Source organism: Nonomuraea sp. NPDC050643, from assembly GCF_040654715.1.
GTDB lineage: Bacteria > Actinomycetota > Actinomycetes > Streptosporangiales > Streptosporangiaceae > Nonomuraea.
The window spans coordinates 19,887-36,983 of record NZ_JBFAIM010000096.1 but is presented as its reverse complement, the minus strand read 5'-3'; the positions used below and the strand labels follow the sequence as shown (position 1 = coordinate 36,983).

Annotated in this window: 18 protein-coding genes and 2 pseudogenes; 15 read left to right on the top strand and 5 right to left on the bottom strand. The window is 70.0% G+C overall.

Annotated features, from left to right (window positions below; genetic code table 11):
- Positions 1 to 129: 129 nt before the first annotated feature.
- Positions 130 to 2,955: a BTAD domain-containing putative transcriptional regulator gene (locus tag AB0I15_RS61220; RefSeq protein ID WP_358118647.1), complete on the bottom strand. Its 2,826-nt coding sequence runs from the start codon at positions 2,953 to 2,955 to the stop codon at positions 130 to 132.
- A gap of 178 nt (positions 2,956 to 3,133) precedes the next feature.
- Between AB0I15_RS61220 and AB0I15_RS61215 the strand changes: the two genes are divergently transcribed.
- Together AB0I15_RS61215 and AB0I15_RS61210 are read left to right on the top strand one after the other, a co-directional pair.
- On the top strand, positions 3,134 to 3,922 hold the full coding sequence (locus AB0I15_RS61215; RefSeq protein ID WP_358118628.1) for an acetoacetate decarboxylase family protein: 789 nt from the start codon (positions 3,134 to 3,136) through the stop codon (positions 3,920 to 3,922).
- Between the two features lie 200 nt (positions 3,923 to 4,122).
- Positions 4,123 to 4,941: a methyltransferase domain-containing protein gene (locus AB0I15_RS61210; RefSeq protein WP_358118626.1), complete on the top strand. Its 819-nt coding sequence runs from the start codon at positions 4,123 to 4,125 to the stop codon at positions 4,939 to 4,941.
- A 221-nt stretch (positions 4,942 to 5,162) separates the two neighbouring features.
- Here AB0I15_RS61210 and AB0I15_RS61205 read toward each other — a convergent pair whose 3' ends face one another.
- A complete protein-coding gene (locus tag AB0I15_RS61205; protein WP_358118624.1) occupies positions 5,163 to 5,675 on the bottom strand; it encodes a CGNR zinc finger domain-containing protein in 513 nt (170 codons plus the stop codon).
- 117 nt (positions 5,676 to 5,792) lie between these two features.
- On the opposite strand from AB0I15_RS61205, the gene AB0I15_RS61200 reads away from it, so the two are divergent.
- The gene (locus AB0I15_RS61200) at positions 5,793 to 6,659 is read left to right on the top strand and encodes an alpha/beta hydrolase (RefSeq protein ID WP_358118622.1); all 867 of its coding nucleotides are present in this window, start codon (positions 5,793 to 5,795) and stop codon (positions 6,657 to 6,659) included.
- Positions 6,656 to 7,375 (top strand): annotated as a pseudogene (locus AB0I15_RS61195) (SDR family oxidoreductase). The gene AB0I15_RS61200 and the pseudogene AB0I15_RS61195 overlap by 4 nt, the downstream one beginning before the upstream one ends.
- Before the next feature lie 21 nt (positions 7,376 to 7,396).
- Here AB0I15_RS61195 and AB0I15_RS61190 read toward each other — a convergent pair.
- Entirely contained in the window at positions 7,397 to 8,590 is a 1,194-nt protein-coding gene (locus tag AB0I15_RS61190; protein ID WP_358118620.1) for a hypothetical protein, read from the bottom strand.
- 141 nt (positions 8,591 to 8,731) lie between these two features.
- Between AB0I15_RS61190 and AB0I15_RS61185 the strand changes: the two genes are divergently transcribed.
- The 8 genes and pseudogenes from AB0I15_RS61185 to AB0I15_RS61150 all read left to right on the top strand — a co-directional run.
- Positions 8,732 to 9,229 carry a MarR family transcriptional regulator gene (locus AB0I15_RS61185; protein ID WP_358118619.1) on the top strand — a complete coding sequence of 166 codons (498 nt, stop codon included), beginning with the start codon at positions 8,732 to 8,734 and terminating at the stop codon, positions 9,227 to 9,229.
- Positions 9,230 to 9,334: 105 nt separating this feature from the next.
- Complete coding sequence (locus AB0I15_RS61180) at positions 9,335 to 9,790, top strand: hypothetical protein (protein ID WP_358118617.1); 456 nt, start codon at positions 9,335 to 9,337, stop codon at positions 9,788 to 9,790.
- Positions 9,791 to 9,871: 81 nt separating this feature from the next.
- Positions 9,872 to 10,081 (top strand): hypothetical protein, encoded by a 210-nt coding sequence (locus AB0I15_RS61175; RefSeq protein WP_358118615.1) that lies wholly within the window; start codon positions 9,872 to 9,874, stop codon positions 10,079 to 10,081.
- Between the two features lie 12 nt (positions 10,082 to 10,093).
- On the top strand, positions 10,094 to 10,345 hold the full coding sequence (locus tag AB0I15_RS61170; RefSeq protein WP_358118613.1) for a hypothetical protein: 252 nt from the start codon (positions 10,094 to 10,096) through the stop codon (positions 10,343 to 10,345).
- Positions 10,346 to 10,529: 184 nt separating this feature from the next.
- A complete protein-coding gene (locus tag AB0I15_RS61165) occupies positions 10,530 to 11,525 on the top strand; it encodes a saccharopine dehydrogenase NADP-binding domain-containing protein (RefSeq protein WP_358118612.1) in 996 nt (331 codons plus the stop codon).
- A 112-nt stretch (positions 11,526 to 11,637) separates the two neighbouring features.
- Complete coding sequence (locus AB0I15_RS61160) at positions 11,638 to 11,919, top strand: metal-sensitive transcriptional regulator (RefSeq protein WP_358118611.1); 282 nt, start codon at positions 11,638 to 11,640, stop codon at positions 11,917 to 11,919.
- A 22-nt stretch (positions 11,920 to 11,941) separates the two neighbouring features.
- The gene (locus AB0I15_RS61155) at positions 11,942 to 12,151 is read left to right on the top strand and encodes a cation transporter (protein WP_358118609.1); all 210 of its coding nucleotides are present in this window, start codon (positions 11,942 to 11,944) and stop codon (positions 12,149 to 12,151) included.
- A 151-nt stretch (positions 12,152 to 12,302) separates the two neighbouring features.
- Positions 12,303 to 12,560 (top strand): annotated as a pseudogene (locus AB0I15_RS61150) (heavy metal translocating P-type ATPase); the annotation flags it as partial.
- A 134-nt stretch (positions 12,561 to 12,694) separates the two neighbouring features.
- Here AB0I15_RS61150 and AB0I15_RS61145 read toward each other — a convergent pair.
- Complete coding sequence (locus AB0I15_RS61145) at positions 12,695 to 14,251, bottom strand: hypothetical protein (protein ID WP_358118608.1); 1,557 nt, start codon at positions 14,249 to 14,251, stop codon at positions 12,695 to 12,697.
- A 146-nt stretch (positions 14,252 to 14,397) separates the two neighbouring features.
- Entirely contained in the window at positions 14,398 to 14,997 is a 600-nt protein-coding gene (locus AB0I15_RS61140; RefSeq protein ID WP_358118606.1) for a TetR/AcrR family transcriptional regulator, read from the bottom strand.
- Between the two features lie 131 nt (positions 14,998 to 15,128).
- Between AB0I15_RS61140 and AB0I15_RS61135 the strand changes: the two genes are divergently transcribed.
- The 3 genes from AB0I15_RS61135 (at position 15,129) to AB0I15_RS61125 (ending at position 17,016) form a co-directional block, all read left to right on the top strand.
- Complete coding sequence (locus tag AB0I15_RS61135; protein ID WP_358118605.1) at positions 15,129 to 15,557, top strand: MarR family winged helix-turn-helix transcriptional regulator; 429 nt, start codon at positions 15,129 to 15,131, stop codon at positions 15,555 to 15,557.
- Positions 15,547 to 16,062, top strand: a complete 516-nt coding sequence (locus AB0I15_RS61130) for a hypothetical protein (RefSeq protein WP_358118603.1) — start codon at positions 15,547 to 15,549, stop codon at positions 16,060 to 16,062. Before AB0I15_RS61135 ends, AB0I15_RS61130 begins: the two co-directional genes overlap by 11 nt.
- Positions 16,063 to 16,188: 126 nt before the next feature.
- Positions 16,189 to 17,016: a methyltransferase domain-containing protein gene (locus AB0I15_RS61125; protein ID WP_358118601.1), complete on the top strand. Its 828-nt coding sequence runs from the start codon at positions 16,189 to 16,191 to the stop codon at positions 17,014 to 17,016.
- The last annotated feature ends 81 nt before the right edge of the window (positions 17,017 to 17,097 follow it).

The following is a 17,097-nucleotide window of genomic DNA, read 5'->3' as shown; positions in this document are numbered from 1 at the left end:
GGGATCGAGCGCCACTGGCCGGCGCCGGCGGGCTACTGATCCTTCCGGAACCTGCCCGCTCTGGGCCGGGACCGAGGTGGGACGGTCCCGGCGACCTGAAGACCGTCCTCACCCCCCGCCTGACGACGTTCAGCCGCCCGCCTCGGTGCGGACGACGTCGATCATCTGAAGCGCGCGGGCGCTCCACGTGGAGTGGCCGTGTTCGTCCATGAGGTCGTGGCAGCGCCGGAAGTAGTCCGCCGCGGCCTGCCGTTCCCCATGTTCGAGGCTTATCTCACCCAGGAAATAGGCCGACAGCGCCTCACTGTAGGTGTCGCTCACCTTGGCCGACATGAGCGACAGCCGGTGGAGCGCGGTCACCGCGTCGGCGTGCCGTCCGACGCCACGGTAGACCTGGCTCAGCCGCCGCAGCACATAGCGCTCACCCGGGCCCCAGCCCAGGTCGCGGATGATGCGGAGGCTCTCCTCGTAGCGATCGACGGCACCTTGCAGGTCGTCCTTGCGAAAGCACACGATCGCCGTGATGAGGGAGCGCAGGAAGCCCATGACGGATTCACTGAACGGCTGCTCGCCGGCGAGCAGCAGCACCTGCCGGAAGATGCGGATGACCTCCTGATGGTCGAGCGGCTGAGCCCCGCAAACGGCCATCAGGTCGTCCAGCAGGTCGACGATGCCGTCAGCGGACCTGAACCGGGAGACGGCCTCCCGGATTCCGGCCGGTGTCCGCTGCTCGGGCTCCTTGTCCATAAGGTCACAGGCGACCATGCCGGTGAGCGCGTAGGCGGCGGCATGAGAGTCGTCCTTCTGGTCGAACCGGTCGAACACGGACCGGAACATGTCCCGCGCCGTCCGCAGGTTCCCCCGGTCCAGCTCGATGTCGGCCAGGGCCAGGTGCGCGAGCACCGTTGTGTCCTGGTCGGGCGCCCGCTGCGCGGCATCGCGCAGGAGGCGGATCGCGTCGGTCTGCAGGCCGTTCATGACGAGGAACGGCGTGAGGCGCAGGGCGAACTCCGCCGCGGACTCGGGGGCGGCGGCCCGCGCGGCCGTCATCAGGGTCTCCCGTTCGGCCGCCAACCACGCGGCTCCGTCTCGGGGGCGTCCGGCGGAGCCGGCTGGTGTCATCACGGGGACCAGCGGTGGTGAGTACTCCAGGCCCGCGACACGTATTCTCGCCAAGGACTCCTCGACGAGCCGGCGCATCGCCATGTCGCGTCGCTCTGGTGAGTCCTCGGCCTGCGCCCGCTCGTACGCGAACGTCCGCAGGAGGTCGTGCAGGCGGTAACGGGACTGCCCGCTCTGATCGACTTCGCCGGCGCTCAGCAGCCCGGCGGCGACGAGCGCTTCCAGCGCCGCGTCCACCTCTCGTACGGAGCCGCCCAGCAGCGTCGCCACGATCCACTCCGTGACGCTGTCGATCCCGGCCAGGCCGATCAGCCGGAAGACGCGGCGCGGCAGCTCGGGCAGCAGCCGGTAACTCACCGCGAACGTCTTGCGGATGTCCAGCTCGCCCAGGGCCAGCTCATCCAGGGGACGCCCGTCGGCCAATCGTGTGGCCAGCTCCCGCAGCGGCCACGCCGGCCTTGTGGCGAGCCTGGCCCCGGCCACCCTGATGGCCAACGGCAGCCGCCCACAAGCCAGCACGATCGCTCGCGCGGCATCGGGGTCGGCCCGTACCCGGCCCTCTCCGGCGATCCGCTCCAGCAGCGATCGCCCCGTGGCCTCGGACGGCACGTCGAGCGGGACGCGGGCGGCACCCGCCAGCGTGGCGAGCGGGCCGCGGCTGGTCACCAGCACGGCGCTGTGCGGGGTGCCCGGCAGCAGGCACTGCACCTGGCTCTCGTGCTCGGCGTCATCGAGGACGACGAGCACGGCCCGATCCGCCAGCAGCGACCGGTACAGCGCCGCTCTGCCCTCGACGGAGTCGGGAATGTCCGGCCCCGGCCGCTGCAGCGAGCGTAGCGCTTCGGCGAGGAGGGCGGCGGGCTCGCGCGCGGTGACGCCCGACTTGAGGCTCAGGTAGAGCTGGCCGTCGGAGAAGGCGTCGCGAAGCCGGTGGGCGGCGTGCACGGCCAGGGTGCTCTTGCCCACCCCAGGAGGTCCGGTCAGGACGACCACGGCCGGCGCGGCGCGATCGGCCGCGGAGGTCAGAGCCGTGGTCACGTGACCGAGCTCGTCGGCTCGTCCAACGAAGTCCGCTATGTCCGAGGGAAGCTGGCAGGTACGCTGCCAGGTTCCGGCAGACCTGCCGGTCACGCTGTCGGCCAGAATGTCGGCCTGGAGACGCTGGAGCAGCCTGCCGGGCTCGATGCCGAGCTGGTCGACGAGCGCCGTGCGGGCATGCCGGTAGGCATCCAGGGCCGCGTCGCGCTGTCCGGTCTGGGCGAGGGCGAGCATGAGCACGTGCCACGCGGGTTCGCTCAGGGGGTGCTCGGCCACGAAGGCGCGCAGGGCCTCGATCACGTCGGCGGGCCGGCCCAGGCTGAGCTTCGCCTCGGCCCACTTCAGCCGGACGGCCGTACGCCGCTCTTCCACCTGGACCGCGCGGGCGAGCGCCGGGCCGGCGAGTTCGGTGCCTTCCGCCAGCGTCCCGCGCCAGAGCGAGAGTGCCTTCTCGTACCGCTGGACGGCGCCCTGGACATCGCCGGTCTCGTGGTCGGCCTGCGCCAGGTGCAGCGCCTGTTCGAAGGCGAGCAGGTCCACCTCCTCGGGGCCCGCCTCCAGGAGGTAGCCCGTGCCTCTGGTGAGCAGACGGGTCGTGGGCGGGAGCGCTCGGCGTAACTGGGCGACGTAGCCCTGCAGGTTGGGGACGGCCGAGGCGGGCGGAGTCTCCCACAACGCCTCCACCAGCCGTTGCCTGGAGACCCGCGTGTTGACGTGGAGCAGCAGGCTGGCCAGCACGGTGCGCTGCTTCCCGCTCAATGAGACTTCCCGACCATCTGACCAGCGTGCTTCCACCGGGCCGAGGATCGTGAAGGTCACATCGCTCAAGTCACGCTCCTGCCTGTAGTGACCTCATGGTGCATTTATGGCGTCAGGGCCCATTGTTAAGCAGAGCGACTCGCGGGTCGAGCCTGCACGTCGAGGCGGCCAAGGCCCGGAGAAGCGAAACCACCATCCTGTTCGGAGGCGTTCCATGCTGTACGGCTTCACCCTTCCCCTGTCCCCGCGCGGTGAGGCCAACCTGGTTTCGGCACCCCCGTGGCACTATGCGGGCGACGTGATCGGGGTGGAGTTCTGGACCACCCCCGAAGCCGCGGCCGCCACCCTGCCCCCGGGCCTGGATCCGGACCCGTCCACGCCCGGCCGCGGCATCGCCATGTTCATCGACTGGCAGTTCTCCTCCGCCGGCCAGAGCCACCTCGACCCGGTACGCAGCCAGTACCGCGAATTCATGGTGCTCATCGACGCCCTGTGGCAGGACACGCCCGTCGCCTGGTGCCCCTACATCTACGTCGACAACGACGCCGCCCTGGCCCGCGGTTGGATCCAGGGCTTCCCCAAGAAGCTCGGAGCCGTACACCAGACCAGGGCCTTCGCCGCGCAGAGCCCGGCCACGCCGCAGGTCGGGCCGGGCGGCAGGTTCGCCGCCACCGCCTCGGCCGCCGGGCAGCGCATCGCCGAGGCCCTGGTCACCCTTGACCTGCCCGTGCCCGAGGGGGCGGCACTGCTGACCCGGCCCACCGTCAACCTGCGCCATTTCCCCCGCCTCAGCGCCGGCCAGCACGACAAACCCGCCGTACACGAACTGGTGATGGCGGTCTTCGACGATCTGCGCATCGAGAACGCCTGGGTCGGGGAGGGGGAGCTGTCCTTCTTTCACGCCCACGGCGAGGAACTCGCGGCACTCGCTCCGGCCCGCACCGGTATGGGGTTCCGCGCCTCCCTGGCCTACACGGTCAACGATCTGCACATCCTCGACTGACGCAGGTCGCACCGCCGTTCCCCTATGGGGTTTCTGTGGCGTCTCTGTAGCGGCTCTGTGGCCGCGACTTCTAGCGTGATGGCAACCGGTCGCCGGAGTTGCTCCGGCTGATCCGCCCGCCGGCGGTCCTGGTCCCGCTCACGTCACCTTCCGGCCGCTCACCCGCCCCGAGCCCGCGGCCCCGTAGCAGAGCGGACACGATGAACATGCCCTCGACCTGTACGTTCGGCGACGCCGGAGAGCGCCACCAGGAAGACCGGACGCGATCGTTCGGCCCCCGCATCGGCGACGCCATCGGCGACATGCTACGTGACGCTTACCAGGCGGCGGCGGACCCGTCCGCGACCGCCGTCTCCCACGTCGCGGAGCGCAGCGACGGGCTGGTGACGACCGTGGCCGTCGCGCCGTGGATCGCCCCGGCCGACCGATGGCCGGACGATGAACGCCGCGCGCTGAACCTGCTCAAGGGCAGGGTGCTGGACATCGGCGCCGGCGGCGGACGGGCCGCGCGCGAGTTGCTCCGGCGCGGCCATGACGTCACGGCCCTCGACATCTCACCGGGCGCGCTCGAGGTGTGCCGACGGCAGGGGGTACGGTCCGTGGCCCTCGGCACGGTCGAGGAGCACGCCAGGACCGGGGAGCGGTACGACAGTTTCCTGCTCCTGGGCGCCAACCTCGGCCTGCTGGAAAGCCGGGAGAGGGCTCCGGCGTTCCTGCGGGCGCTGGCCGCGATGGCGGCGCCCGGCGCCATCGTCGTCGGCCAGGGCCGGAACCTGTCCGACTCGACCGACCCCCTGCACCTGCCCTACAACGCGGGCAACCTCCAGGCGGGCCGCATAGCCGGGCAACGCACCATGCGGGTCCGGTACGGCGACGTCGCGACCCCCTGGTTCCACTACCTCAACCTGGCCCCCCGCGAACTCGCCGGCCTCGCCGGCGGAACCGGCTGGGAGCTCGCCGACGTCACCTACTTCCACGGCTCGACCGCCCACTACCTGGCGACCCTCGAACGGCGATGAGCCCCTGGGCACGTTCCGTGCGCGATCCCGGAAGCGGCACCGGTCCGGCGCCGGCGTCCTGACAGGCATTTCGCGGGGGTCACGTCCACGTCAAACATGGTCGTGAACATGGTCGATCATCGGGATGGCCCAGGTCCGGCGGGTACGAGGGCAGCCTATGCACGCGAAATCGCCCAGGAGCCCGGGCCGGCCGCCGCGTTGCCGCCCACGGGCGTCGGGGCCTAGTCCGGTGTGCCGCGGAGCCGTTGGTAGTGCCGGCGGGCCTTCATCCTGTTGCCGCAGACGGCCATCGAGCACCACCGGGCGGCATTGGCCTTGCTGTGGTCGATGAGGAACAGGCGGCATTCCTCGTTCGCGCACGGGCGGAGCCGCCCGGGCCGTTTCCTGGCGAGCGCGTCCCAGGCGAGCACGGCGCGTACGGCGAGTTCGCGCTCCGGGGGAACCCTGAGAGTCCAGGCGATCTGGCCGCCCGCCACGACCGGCGCCCGGGTCACGTCCCGCAGCGCGGGGGTCAGCACGTCCGGGGGAGATTCGCCGCGTACGACCGCCTGCAGCGCCTGCCGGACCGCCACGACGTGCTCCAGTTCGGCCTCGGTCCCCAGGCCGCCGACGCCGGCGAGCCAGGCTCGGGCCTTGGCGATGTCGGCGAGCTCGTCGACCGCCGCGCCGTCGACGACCGGCGTGCTGTTGAGGATCGCCAGCAGCAGTTCCTCGTCCGGTGCGGTGTCCGCCATCCCAGCCCCTAACCATATTGACTCGGTTGACAGGTTACAGCCTGTCGTGGTGGACTGCTACTAACCAGATAAAAGCTTCAACGTAGTTAGAAGCGTCAGGCTCTGAAGGGATGCGCGATGACCACCGTCCACCACCGCTACGCCACCGTCCACGGGCAGCAGCTCTTCTACCGGGAGGCGGGCCCGGCCGACGGGCCGGCCGTGGTGCTGCTCCACGGCTTCCCCACCAGCTCGTTCATGTTCCGCGACCTGATCCCGCTGCTGGCCGACCGCTATCGTGTGATCGCCCCTGACCACCTCGGCTTCGGGCTGTCCAGCGCGCCGCCCGCCGATGAGTTCGGATACACCTTCGACGCCCTGGCCGGCCTGACGAGGGCGCTGCTCGACCGGCTCGGAGTCACCCGTTACGCGATGTACGTCCAGGACTACGGCGCGCCCGTGGGCTGGCGGCTCGCCCTGGCCGACCCCGACGCGGTGACGGCGATCATCAGCCAGAACGGCAACGGCTACGAAAGCGGCTTCGTGGAGGCGTTCTGGCGGCCGGTACGCGAGTACTGGCAGGAGCAGAACCCGCAGACCGAGGCCGCGGTCCGCCAGGCCCTGACCCTGGACGCCATCCGCTGGCAGTACCTGCACGGCGTGCCCGACGAGAGCGTCGTCAGCCCCGACACCTGGCATCACGACCACGCCCTGGTGTCGCGGCCCGGCAACGACATCATCCAACTGCGGCTGCTGGCCGACTACGCCGGCAACCTGCCGCTCTACCCGAAGCTGCACGCCTATCTGCGCGACAGCCGCGTCCCGCTGCTGGCCGTCTGGGGCCGTAACGACGAGATCTTCGGGCCCGACGGCGCGCGCGCCTTCGCCGAGGACGCGCCCGATGCCGAGATCCGCTTGCTCGACGGCGGCCACTTCCTGCTCGAAAGCCGGCTCGACGACGCCACCGGCCACATCCGCGACTTCCTGGAAAGGACACTGCCGTGACCGGATCGCTGAAAGACCGGGCCGTGCTGGTCGTCGGCCGGGGCAGCGGGATCGCCCGCGCGGTCGCGATCGCCGCACGTGACGCGGGGGCGGACGTGATCGCCGCCGGGCGCGACCAGGAGGCGCTGGCCTCCGCCTACGACGGCGAGCCCGGGATCGCCACCGACACCGTGGACCTCACCGACGAGACCTCCATCGCCGTCCTCGGCAAGCGGCTCGGCACGGTCGACCACGTGGTCTCCACCGCCTCCGCGCGGGCCCGCGGCCGCCTCGCCGAGCTGGACCGGGACGCGGTCAGGCTGTCGTTCGACACCAAGGTGATCGGCCCTCTCATACTGGCCAAACATCTCGCCCCCCGCATCGCCGACGGCGGCTCGATCACCATCTTCTCCGGCGTCGCCGCGGCCAAGATCATGATCGGGACCATGGCCGTGGCCATCACCAACGCCGCCGCCGAGGTCCTGGCCCGCTAGCTGGCCCTGGAACTGGCGCCGATCAGGGTCAACGCCATCTCCCCCGGCGTCATCGACACCGGCGCCTGGGACGCCCTGGGCGGCCAGAGCAAGGCCGACTACTTCGCCGGCATCAGTGCGCGCAACCCCGCCCGGCGCATCGGCACCACCGCCGACATCGCCGACGGCGTCCTGTTCGCCATGACCAGCACCTTCCTCACCGGCCAGCCCCTGCACATCGACGGCGGCGAGCCGCTCACCTGACCTTCACCCGCGGGCCGTGGGTCAGCTTTCGAGCGCGTGCCCGTAGTCGGGCAGGGTCAGGGCGGTGTTGGCGGCGCGGCCCTCGCCGCCGGACGGCAGCGCGGTCTGGGTGCGCAGCATCGCGTTGCGCGCGTCGAGGCGCTGCCGGGTGCGCGGTGCGATCACGCCGCCGCCCTCCGTGGCGAGGGCCTGGTTCTGCTCCACGAAGTCCCGGACCGTCTTCTCGTACGCCGCGAAGGCCGTGACGTGGTCGTCGTGGGTGGCCAGCTCGCCGGCCAGGACGTACGCACCCACCAGCGACACGCTCGACCCCTGGCCGGACATGAACGACGTCGCGTACGCGGCGTCGCCGACCAGGGCGACGCGCCCGGTGGACCAGGCGGGCATGTGGATCTGGCTGACGACGTCGAAGAACACGTCCTCGGCCGCGCGCATCGCGGTCACCATGCGGGGGATCTCCCACACCGTGTCGGGGAAGGTCGAGGCCACGAGGTCGCGCTGCGCCTGCGGGGTGCGGAAGGCCGTGAAGGGCGGCTCGTCCCGCGCGAAGGTCAGGAAGCCGTGCATCGGCTCGCCGGGATCGTGCGCGTACAGGACGGCGGCCCGGCCCGGAACGTTCCACAGCATCCCTTCGTGATCGAGGCCGAAGGCGTTGGGCATGGTGAAACCGGCGAAGCAGAAGCCGAGGTAGCGGTGGTAGCGCTCCTCCGGGCCGAAGGCCAGGGCGCGGGTGTTGGAGTGCAGGCCGTCGGCGCCGATCACCAGGTCGAAGGTGCGCCGGGTGCCGCTGTCGAAGGCGACCTCCACGTGATCGCCGCGGTCGTCGAGGGTGGCGATGGAGTCGTCGAACACGAACTCGACCCTGTCCTTGACCAGGCCGTAGAGGCGGTCGGCCAGGTCGCCCCTGCGCACTTCGAGGTCGAGGCCCTCGGCGCCGCCGGTGAAGGACTCCGGGCGCAGGCTGGTGATGACGGTTCCGTCGGCGTCGAGGAAGGTGATCTGGCGGGTGTCCACGTGGAGCCGCCGGAGATGGGGGAGCAGGCCCATGCGTTCGACGACGCCGCGGGCGGTGCCTCGGATGTCGATGGCGTACCCGCCGCCGCGCAGGGAGGAGGCCTTCTCCACGATGGTGACCTCGAAGCCGTAGCGGTCCAGCCAGTAGGCGAGCGACGGGCCGGCGATGCTGGCCCCAGAGATGAGGATCTTGCGGTTCATCGGGAATCCTTCCTGTTCAGGCCGACAGCGGCCGATAGATGCATGCTTTAGGTATCCTTATGGCAGGCATGGCGCGGCCTTGGAGCATGGCGACAGGGTCACCATATAGATACATGTTTTAAGTATGCAACTGGAGACGCGGTGAACACCGGACCCGAGAGCCCCGCCGGCGAGGACGACGACCAGACGCTGGCCGTGCTGCCCCGCTTCGCGCAGCTCAGCAACGTCATCAGCCGCGGCCGCCTGCCCGAGCACGCCATGAAGAACGCCGGGGTCGAGGTGGATCGGCCGGCCTTCTCCGTCCTGCTCTCGATACGACTGGCCGGCAAGCCGCTGCGGATCAGCGAGATCGCGGAGACGATGCAGCTCGTCCAGCCCCACGTCACACGGCAGGTCCAGCAGTTGGAGCGCCGCGGCCTGGTGCGCCGCACCGGCGACCCGAACGACCGCCGCGTCAGCTTCATCGAGCCCACCGACGAGGGCAGAACGGCCGTCGACCGTTACGCGCGCACGCTCGTCGGCTGGTTCACCGGCGCCATCACCCACTGGTCCGAGCAGGACCGCGCAGACCTCGGCCGCCTGCTGGTCCGCTTGGTCGACGACGTCACGGCCCACCTCGCGACCATCGAGGACGCCTGACCCGACCTCGGCCGGAATTTGACGAGTCGGCTCATACCGCGCCAGCGGCGCGACAGGCGCACGAAAGCCGACGATGTCATCCTCCGGATAAGGAGGTCGATAAGAATGCGCGCAAAACAGGTAATCGTCGGAGGGCTTGTCGCGGCCGTCTCGCTCGGACTGTGGTCCACGCCCGCGAAGGCCGATGTACTGGAGCGAACCTTCGGGATCAGCGGCGGTATCAGCATTTTCGATCACACGTGCAACCCTCGCCCGAACAATACCGTCTGGGTCAACCTCAGTGGCCGCCACAACGGTAACGACAACTGGGTGAACTACGTCGAGTACAAGAACTTCAGCGGCACCGCCTTTGTCATCTATCACGGCAACGTCGGGGCCAACGGGCAATATGTGTATTGGGGCAGCACGGATCTCGGGCCGAATTCCACGGTCCGGATCCAGGTCAATCGTTCGTTCCCCGGCAAGATGACGGTCGTCGCCGATGCCGTGCGACCGCGGGACTGGTCGCTCAACCAGTGCGGCGGCAACGCCGGGAACAAGCACGTCTTCTCCCGTCCCTGACCTGTTCTCGCCGCCAGGGCCGGAGATGGCGGCCGCCGGGCCGCCATCTCCGTGCAGTGTCCCGCTCGAAAGAAGGATGACATGCGCAATCTCGTCCGAGCCGTCGCGATCGCCGTGGCATTGGGCGCCGGAAGCATGACGGCGGCGAACGCCGAGACCTTGGTGTTCGTCGGCGGGTTCCTCTGGAAGGAGGACTGCCTGGTCGTGCAGAACGAATTCAGGCGCTATTACCGGATAGTGACCTACTGCACGCCGAACGAGCAGCACTATTATTTCGAATACCTGAAGTAAGGGGGAGGCGACATGCAACTGGCCCGTATGGCGAAGGTCGTCGTCGCGGCTGCCGGAGCTTCTCTTGCGCTGTCACTGCCGGCCGCCGCGATTTCGTCGGACCCGGTGTCGGCGCAGGAATACTGGCGGGGCCCCATTGACTCATTCCTGAATCTCGACGACTGCACCGCCGTCGGCAGAGATTACGTCCGCCACGACGGGGCGATCGGTTTCTGGTGCAAACCGTGGGGCGGGGCCTACACGTTGTACGTGCAGTACCGGTGAAGAACGGCAGCGCTGGAGCATGCTAACTTGAACATTGGTGTTCAGGTTGGGAGGCTCAGATGGATCATGGAGCGGCTCCCGTCAAGGCGCGGCGTTCCGCCCGTCCGGTGCTCGCCGGTGGGCGTGGCGCTGAGGGCTCGGCGTGCTCTCCGGCCGCCCGGCGGAAGCAAGGGGCGCGCCGGTGATGAACGTCGTTCTCGTCCTCGGCGGATACGGCGCGGTCGGCCGCGAGGCCGCCATGGCCCTGACGCGATACGCCGGCACCGAGGTGATCGTGGCCGGGCGCGACCCCGGCCGGGCCCGGCCCGTGCCCGGTGCCACCGCGATGCGCGTCGACGCCGCCGACCCCGGCGATCTGGCCCGAGCCCTGGACGGCGTCACCACCGTCCTCATGTGCGCCGAGATCGACAACGCCCGGGTCGCCCGCGCCTGCCTGGAACGCGGCATCGGGTACGTGGACGTCTCCGCCTCCCACGACCTGCTGGCCGAGATCCAGAGCCTCGACGGCCTGGCCCGGGCTCACGACGCCACCGCCGCCCTCAGCGTCGGCCTCGTCCCCGGCGTCACCAACCTGCTGGCAAGGATCTGCGCCGAACGCTCCCCGGCCACCGAACTGCGCATCGGCGTGCTGCTCGGCGCAGGGGAGCGGCACGGCCGCGCGGCGATCGCCTGGACCCTGGACGGGCTGGGCGCGCTCGACGGCTCGTGGACGATGGGCTTCCCGGCGCCGCACGGCACGCGTACCGTCCATCGCTTCCCGTTCTCCGACCAGTACACGCTGCCCGGCACCCTCGACGTGCCCTCCGCGCGCACCGGTCTGTGCCTGGACTCGCGGCTGACCACCGGCCTGCTGGCCGCGGCCGGCCGGCCCGCCGTCGCTCGCCTGCTCCGCCGCCCCAGGGTCCGTGATCTGCTGCTCACGGCGCTGGAGAAGATCCATCTCGGGAACGAGGGGTTCGCCGTGACGGTCGGCTCGGGTACGGCCCGGGCGTCCTTCAGCGGCAGGCTGCAGAGCCGCGCCACCGGGCGGGCCGCCGCGCTGCTCGTCCGCGACCTGCCCGCGCTGGCGCCGGGCGTCCGGCACATCGAGCGGCTGGTGGACCCGGTCGCCTTCCTGTCCGAGCTCGCCGCCGACGGGTTCACCCTCGACCTCGGCGACCAGCGGGCCGGCCGCCGCTGAAGGGCGGCCTGCCCACGGATCGCACGTGACCTTGGTGCTCACTCCGTCGTTGTCATTGATACTATAGGGGGGTATGGTATCACCACGGACGGCGACCTGAGGAGGGGTGGGCATGGCCGGATACAGCGGTACGAAGCAGGACCACGCGATGCGGTTGCGTCGCGTGGAAGGGCAGGTCCGGGGGCTGCAGCGGATGGTCGAGGACGACAAGTACTGCATCGACATCCTGACTCAGGTGTCGGCGGCGACCAGTGCGCTGAAGTCGTTCTCCTTGTCGTTGCTCGAGGAGCACCTGGCCCACTGTGTGGCCGAGGCCACCCGGAAGGGCGGGCCGGAGGCGGAGGCCACGGTCAAGGAGGCCTCCGAGGCCATCGCCCGGCTTGTTCGTTCCTGATCGGATTGAGGGAGAGATCGATATGAGCGTCGCCACCTACACCGTCAAGGGCATGACCTGTGGTCACTGCGTGAGTTCGGTCAAGGAAGAGGTCGGTGAGGTCGCGGGCGTGGCCGGTGTCGAGGTGGATCTGGCGGCCGGGCTGCTGACCGTGGACAGTGCCGGTCCCATCGACCCGGCGAAGATCGTCGCCGCGGTGCAAGAGGCCGGTTACGAAGTGGCGAACCAGTGAACGCCGCGGTCAAGCTCGGCTCCTACGTTTTGGGGTTGGCGGTGGTCTTCGGCGGGGCTCTGGGTGCGGGCAAGCTGGTCGGGCCGGTCGGGACGTCCCCGGTCGAGGGCCATGCCGCCATGGCGGCGCCGACCGCGAGTGCCGAGCGCGGGGCACCGACGCCGCCATCGAGGCGAGTGACCTGACCCTGGTGCGCGGTGATCTGCGGGTGGCGGCCGACGCCATCCGGCTGGCGCGCCGGACGCTGGGCACGATCAAGGGCAACCTGTTCTGGGCGTTCGCCGACAACGTGGCGGCGCTGCCGCTGGCCGCGCTGGGGCTGCTCAACCCGATGATCGCGGGCGCGGCGATGGCGTTCTCCAGCGTGTTCGTGGTGAGCAACAGCCTGCGGCTACGCCGCTTCAAGTAGCACCCGGCAGGCGAGGAGGAAGAGGCCATGGGCTTTGAGCCCATGGCCTCTTCCTCGCCGGACCGCCACGATCACCCGGCACGACGTCCTGCGCTCTCAAGGCGACCTCGACGGCTGCCGGAGTGGCGCCGCGTTCATTCGCCCGGCAGGTCGATCCACCGCAGGAAGCTCATGACGTTGAGCGGAGGCTGCCGCATCAGCCGGTCACGGTCCTCCGACGCCGGTCCCGGCGCCGCCGGCTCCTGCGCCCGCTGCACGATCTTGAGGACCTTCAGCATGACGTCGATGGCGTGCTCGTCCCCGTGATCGTGCTCATCGTGGTGATGATGCCCGCCCTCCGGCCAGTCGAAGGGCTCGGCCACGGCGACCCACTTGCTCGGTTTGAACCACGGCACCCCCTTGTGCTCGGCGCGCTCGATCTCGCCCGGGGCCACGGCCTCGTGGGCGGCGAACCAGTCCTCGATGCGCTGGTCCACCCAGCCGTGCAGGCGCCAGAAGAGCGGGTTGACGTGGGAGGAGTAGAAGTCCCCCAGATAGTCGTACGCCGGATCGTCCCACTTCGCGGCGAAGTCGAAGTCGCCGCGCAGCGCGACCTTGCCCTGCGCGTCCCGTGGAATGGACGCCCAGCGCATGTGCATCTGATTGTGGATGGTGAACTCCAGGAGGTTGCCGAGGGCCCCCAGGGACAGCCGGGACAGCTCCGTCGGCGAGGTGTACGTACGTTCCAGCGCCTTCATCGTGAAGTTGAGATAGTCCGGGGACTTCAGCAACCTCATCGTCGATCGGCTCCCCGCCGGGAACGTGGCCAGCAGGTCCGCGTCGGCCGGTGGGACCATGAAACCGGAGCGACTGACGTCGTACCGCATGGTCTTCTCGCCAGGGTGGGCGGGGTCGTCCCTCTCCGCGTACGCGTACTGCGGCAGGTCGGCGCCGGGGACGGGGCTCCAGCCGGCGATGACGGGGACGCCCGACCGCTCGTAGATCTCGTTCACCATGCGGATCATCCGCCGGTGCATGAACAGGAAGTCCTCACCGGCGCCGTTGGTCAGATCGAGGCCCTTGTCGTTGGAGGGCGGACGGTCGATCGCCCAGCCCAACTCGGCGATCTCCTTGCGGTCGACGTCGGTGAGCGGACGCCGCCAGACCGACCGGAGCAGATGCCAGGTGGTGTGCCGCAGCCGGTGGGCGCGGGTGGCCAGCATCGAGACCGCCTCCGGCAGCAGCGCGAGCCCCGGCACGTCGCGCGGAGCGGGGAAATCGCGTTTGACCGCCACGAAGCTGGCCGTGACACCCGCTCTGGCCAGGCTGGCGCCGCTTCCGTGATCCTTGGCGCGCAGAACCGTGCCGGTGAGGGAGAGGCGCTGTTCGACGCCCGTTTCCCAGGTGGGCGAGAGCGTGCCCTCGTACTCGTAGTGGAAGTCCGCGATCGCGGTCTTCGGATGTCCCTTGCCCGACAGCCTGAACCGTACGGGCGACCAGTCGAGGATCTCTCCCGTGATGTTCATGACGTCCTTGCGATCCGCGCCGGGAGCGGCCGGAAAGGCCAGCGTTCCGGTGATCGACCTGTCGCGCTGAACCGAGAGGTAGAGTTCGGCCTCCCCGAACCGGAGCTTGTTGAAGTCGTCGACCGGTGCCGGGTGGTTGAGGAAACTTCTGTAGGTGTAGTAACCGGTGAGGTCTTCAGCCTGCACGACCGCTCCTTGTTGAGTCGCTGCTCCCCTTGGGGCGCGCCCAGCGATCGAGTCTGGGCACCGCAGCAGGACGTGCCCGGCCGATTCCTCTGCCTATCTCCGGCAACGGTCAAGCTGGTGGCATATGAGGCTTGCCGGGCGCTTCTTCAGGCCCGCGGGGTGATCGCCGAGATCAGCGCCGTCGCCGTCCTGCGCATGCGATCGTGCAGGTACGAAGCGTGCGGGCCGTGGGTGAGCAGGACCTGGTGCGCCGCCCCGACCAGGGCGAGGGCGTAGGCGTCGACGTCGGCGTCGGCCAGGATGCGGCCGTGCTCCTGCTCCGCCCGCAGATAGGCGGTGAAGGCGCGCTCGCTCGCGTCCAGTTCGAGGGTGCCGTCGGCGAACGCCTCGCCCAGGTGGCCGAGGATGGACGGCCTGGCCATGACCAGCCCGGCGAGGGCGAGAAGGTTGCCGGTGGACAGCGTCTCGATGGCGTCCATGAGGTTGTCGACCACGTCGCCCATGCCCGCCCGCGTGGTCAGGTGGGCCATTCTCGCCCCCGCCCGCGCGGCGCGGTCGAGGAAGAGTGCCGCCAGGAAGGTGTCGAGGTCGGCGAAGTGGTTGTAGAGCAGGCCGGTGGCGCAGCCGGCCTCCTTGGTGACGGCACGTCCGGTCAGGCCGGCGGGGCCCTTCTGCAGCAGCACGCGTTCGGCCGCGTCGAAGAGCTGCTGCCGTACGTCCGGGATCGCAATGCCGCGCGGTGACATGAGCAGCAAATCTACCTGATTGCCAAGAATGAGCATGCGTTCATACAGTATGAGCAAGTGTTCATTTCTGGTCGAAGGATGCTGCGCCGATTTGGTTGTGCCTTACAACTAGATGGTTGTATGGTCGAACCATGGCGGATGATCGCGAACTCCAGGAGGCCGTGTCGCGCTTCGTGCGGGCCTTCGGCCTGCACCAGCCGGACCAGACCCCCTGCGGGCAGCCCATCCCGGTGTCGGAGGCCCACGCGCTGGGCGAGCTGGCCCGGGACGGCGCGTTGCGGCAGAGCGACCTGGCCCACCGGCTCCGGCTGGAGAAGAGCACCACCAGCCGGCTGGTCACGCAGCTCATCAACCGCGGCTGGGCCGAGCGCACCCCCGCGCCCGGCGACGGGCGCGGGGTGCTGGTCGGGCTGACCTCGCAGGGGGTGCGGGCCGCGGCCCGCCTGGCCGAGGCCAGGGCCGAGCGGTTCTCCGCCATTTTGACGCGTGTCCCCGAGGGCGAACGCGCCGACGTGCTGCGCGCCCTGACCATACTCACGGAGGCCATGGATGAAACTTGAGGATCGACGCGTCCAGGCGCTGATCGCGGCACTGACGCTCGTCGTCGTCGCCGCGACGGCGTACGTGCTCATCGACCAAGGCGAGCAGCGGGCGCTGGCCGCCCGACAGGCCGACATCGCGGCCAGGAGCCGGCAGGTGATGCCGTTCGACCTGGAGCGCACCACACACCGCTTCGCCAAGTCCGCCACCGGCGGCCTGCAGACCGTCACCTCCGACGACCCCGCCGACGCCGAGCAGGTCAAGCTGATCCGCGAGCACCTGACCGCCGAGGCCGCGGGGTTCGCCAAGGGCGACTACGGCGACCCCGCCTCCATCCACGGCGGTGAGATGCCGGGCCTGCGCGAGCTCGAGGCGGGCCACGGCCGCGTCGACATCCGCTACGCCGACCTGCCCGCCGGCGCCCAGATCACCTACACCACCACCGAGGCGTCCCTCCTCAAGGCCCTGCACGCCTGGTTCGACGCCCAGGTCACCGACCACGGACAGCACGCCGAACACGGCTGACCAACGCCCTTTTTCCACCGGATCCGTCCATCCCCTCGATACCTAACCCCGGTACCCCTTGACGGGCGCACACCTCGTCGCCATTATGAACGCAAGTTCATGAACAAGCGTTCATAAGGAGGCGCGGTGCGGATCGTCAACACGCGGCAGGCCGAGGCGTGGAATGCCCACGAAGGCGAGCACTGGGCGCGCCACCACGACCGCTATGACGCCGTGAACGGCGGGTTCAACGATCTGCTCCTGGGCGCGGCCGGGATCGGCGAGCGTGACCGGGTGCTCGACATCGGGTGCGGCAACGGCCAGGTCACCCGCCTGGCCGCCCGCCGGGCCCGGCTCGGCCACGTCTTGGGGGTCGACCTGTCCCTGCCGATGCTGGCGACGGCCCGCGGGCTGGCGGTCGCCGAGGACACGCCGAACGTGACCTTCGAGCAGGGCGACGTACAGGTCCACCCCTTCCCGGACGCCGACTTCGACGTGGCGATGAGTCGCTTCGCGGTGATGTTCTTCGCCGACCCGATCGCCGCGTTCGCCAACGTCCACCGCGCCCTCCGCCCGGGTGGCCGCCTCGCCTTTCTCAGCCTGACCGACCTGACCGGCACGGATCTGGGCGAGGTCCTGTCCGCCCTGGCCGGGCACCTGCCCCAAGACCGGACGGCCGGCGACCACGGGGGCGGGCCGCTGTCGCTCTCCGACCCGGAACACCTCACGACGCTGCTGACCGCCGCGGGTTTCCGTGAGATCGCCATCTCCGCCGTCGAGGCGGAGTCGATCTGGGGCCGCGACGCGGCGGACGCCACCCGGTTCTTCATGGGCTGGGGCCCGATTCGGTTCAACCTCGGTTCGGCCGACCCCGCGCCGGCACGCGCGGCGCTCGAAGCCGCGTTCGTCCGCTTCGAGCGCGCGGGCGCCGTCAGGTTGCGCGCCACCGCCTGGCTCGTGACGGCGGTCCGGTGAACCTCCGGATCGGCGGCTCCAGGGCCTCCGACCGCGTTCACCCACAAAGCCCGCAGCCCGGCGGAGACCGGGGTTCTGTCA

What these genes read in the sequence shown, in the direction of transcription:
- AB0I15_RS61135 (WP_358118605.1), top strand. Translation starts at nt 15,129, where the DNA reads ATGGCGGATGATCGCGAACTCCAGGAGGCCGTGTCGCGCTTCGTGCGG.
- AB0I15_RS61165 (WP_358118612.1), top strand. Translation starts at nt 10,530, where the DNA reads ATGAACGTCGTTCTCGTCCTCGGCGGATACGGCGCGGTCGGCCGCGAG.
- AB0I15_RS61190 (WP_358118620.1), bottom strand. Translation starts at nt 8,590, where the DNA reads ATGAACCGCAAGATCCTCATCTCTGGGGCCAGCATCGCCGGCCCGTCG.
- AB0I15_RS61215 (WP_358118628.1), top strand. Translation starts at nt 3,134, where the DNA reads ATGCTGTACGGCTTCACCCTTCCCCTGTCCCCGCGCGGTGAGGCCAAC.
- AB0I15_RS61170 (WP_358118613.1), top strand. Translation starts at nt 10,094, where the DNA reads ATGCAACTGGCCCGTATGGCGAAGGTCGTCGTCGCGGCTGCCGGAGCT.
- AB0I15_RS61155 (WP_358118609.1), top strand. Translation starts at nt 11,942, where the DNA reads ATGAGCGTCGCCACCTACACCGTCAAGGGCATGACCTGTGGTCACTGC.
- AB0I15_RS61200 (WP_358118622.1), top strand. Translation starts at nt 5,793, where the DNA reads ATGACCACCGTCCACCACCGCTACGCCACCGTCCACGGGCAGCAGCTC.
- AB0I15_RS61140 (WP_358118606.1), bottom strand. Translation starts at nt 14,997, where the DNA reads ATGTCACCGCGCGGCATTGCGATCCCGGACGTACGGCAGCAGCTCTTC.
- AB0I15_RS61205 (WP_358118624.1), bottom strand. Translation starts at nt 5,675, where the DNA reads ATGGCGGACACCGCACCGGACGAGGAACTGCTGCTGGCGATCCTCAAC.
- AB0I15_RS61210 (WP_358118626.1), top strand. Translation starts at nt 4,123, where the DNA reads ATGAACATGCCCTCGACCTGTACGTTCGGCGACGCCGGAGAGCGCCAC.
- AB0I15_RS61175 (WP_358118615.1), top strand. Translation starts at nt 9,872, where the DNA reads ATGCGCAATCTCGTCCGAGCCGTCGCGATCGCCGTGGCATTGGGCGCC.
- AB0I15_RS61130 (WP_358118603.1), top strand. Translation starts at nt 15,547, where the DNA reads ATGAAACTTGAGGATCGACGCGTCCAGGCGCTGATCGCGGCACTGACG.
- AB0I15_RS61160 (WP_358118611.1), top strand. Translation starts at nt 11,638, where the DNA reads ATGGCCGGATACAGCGGTACGAAGCAGGACCACGCGATGCGGTTGCGT.
- AB0I15_RS61180 (WP_358118617.1), top strand. Translation starts at nt 9,335, where the DNA reads ATGCGCGCAAAACAGGTAATCGTCGGAGGGCTTGTCGCGGCCGTCTCG.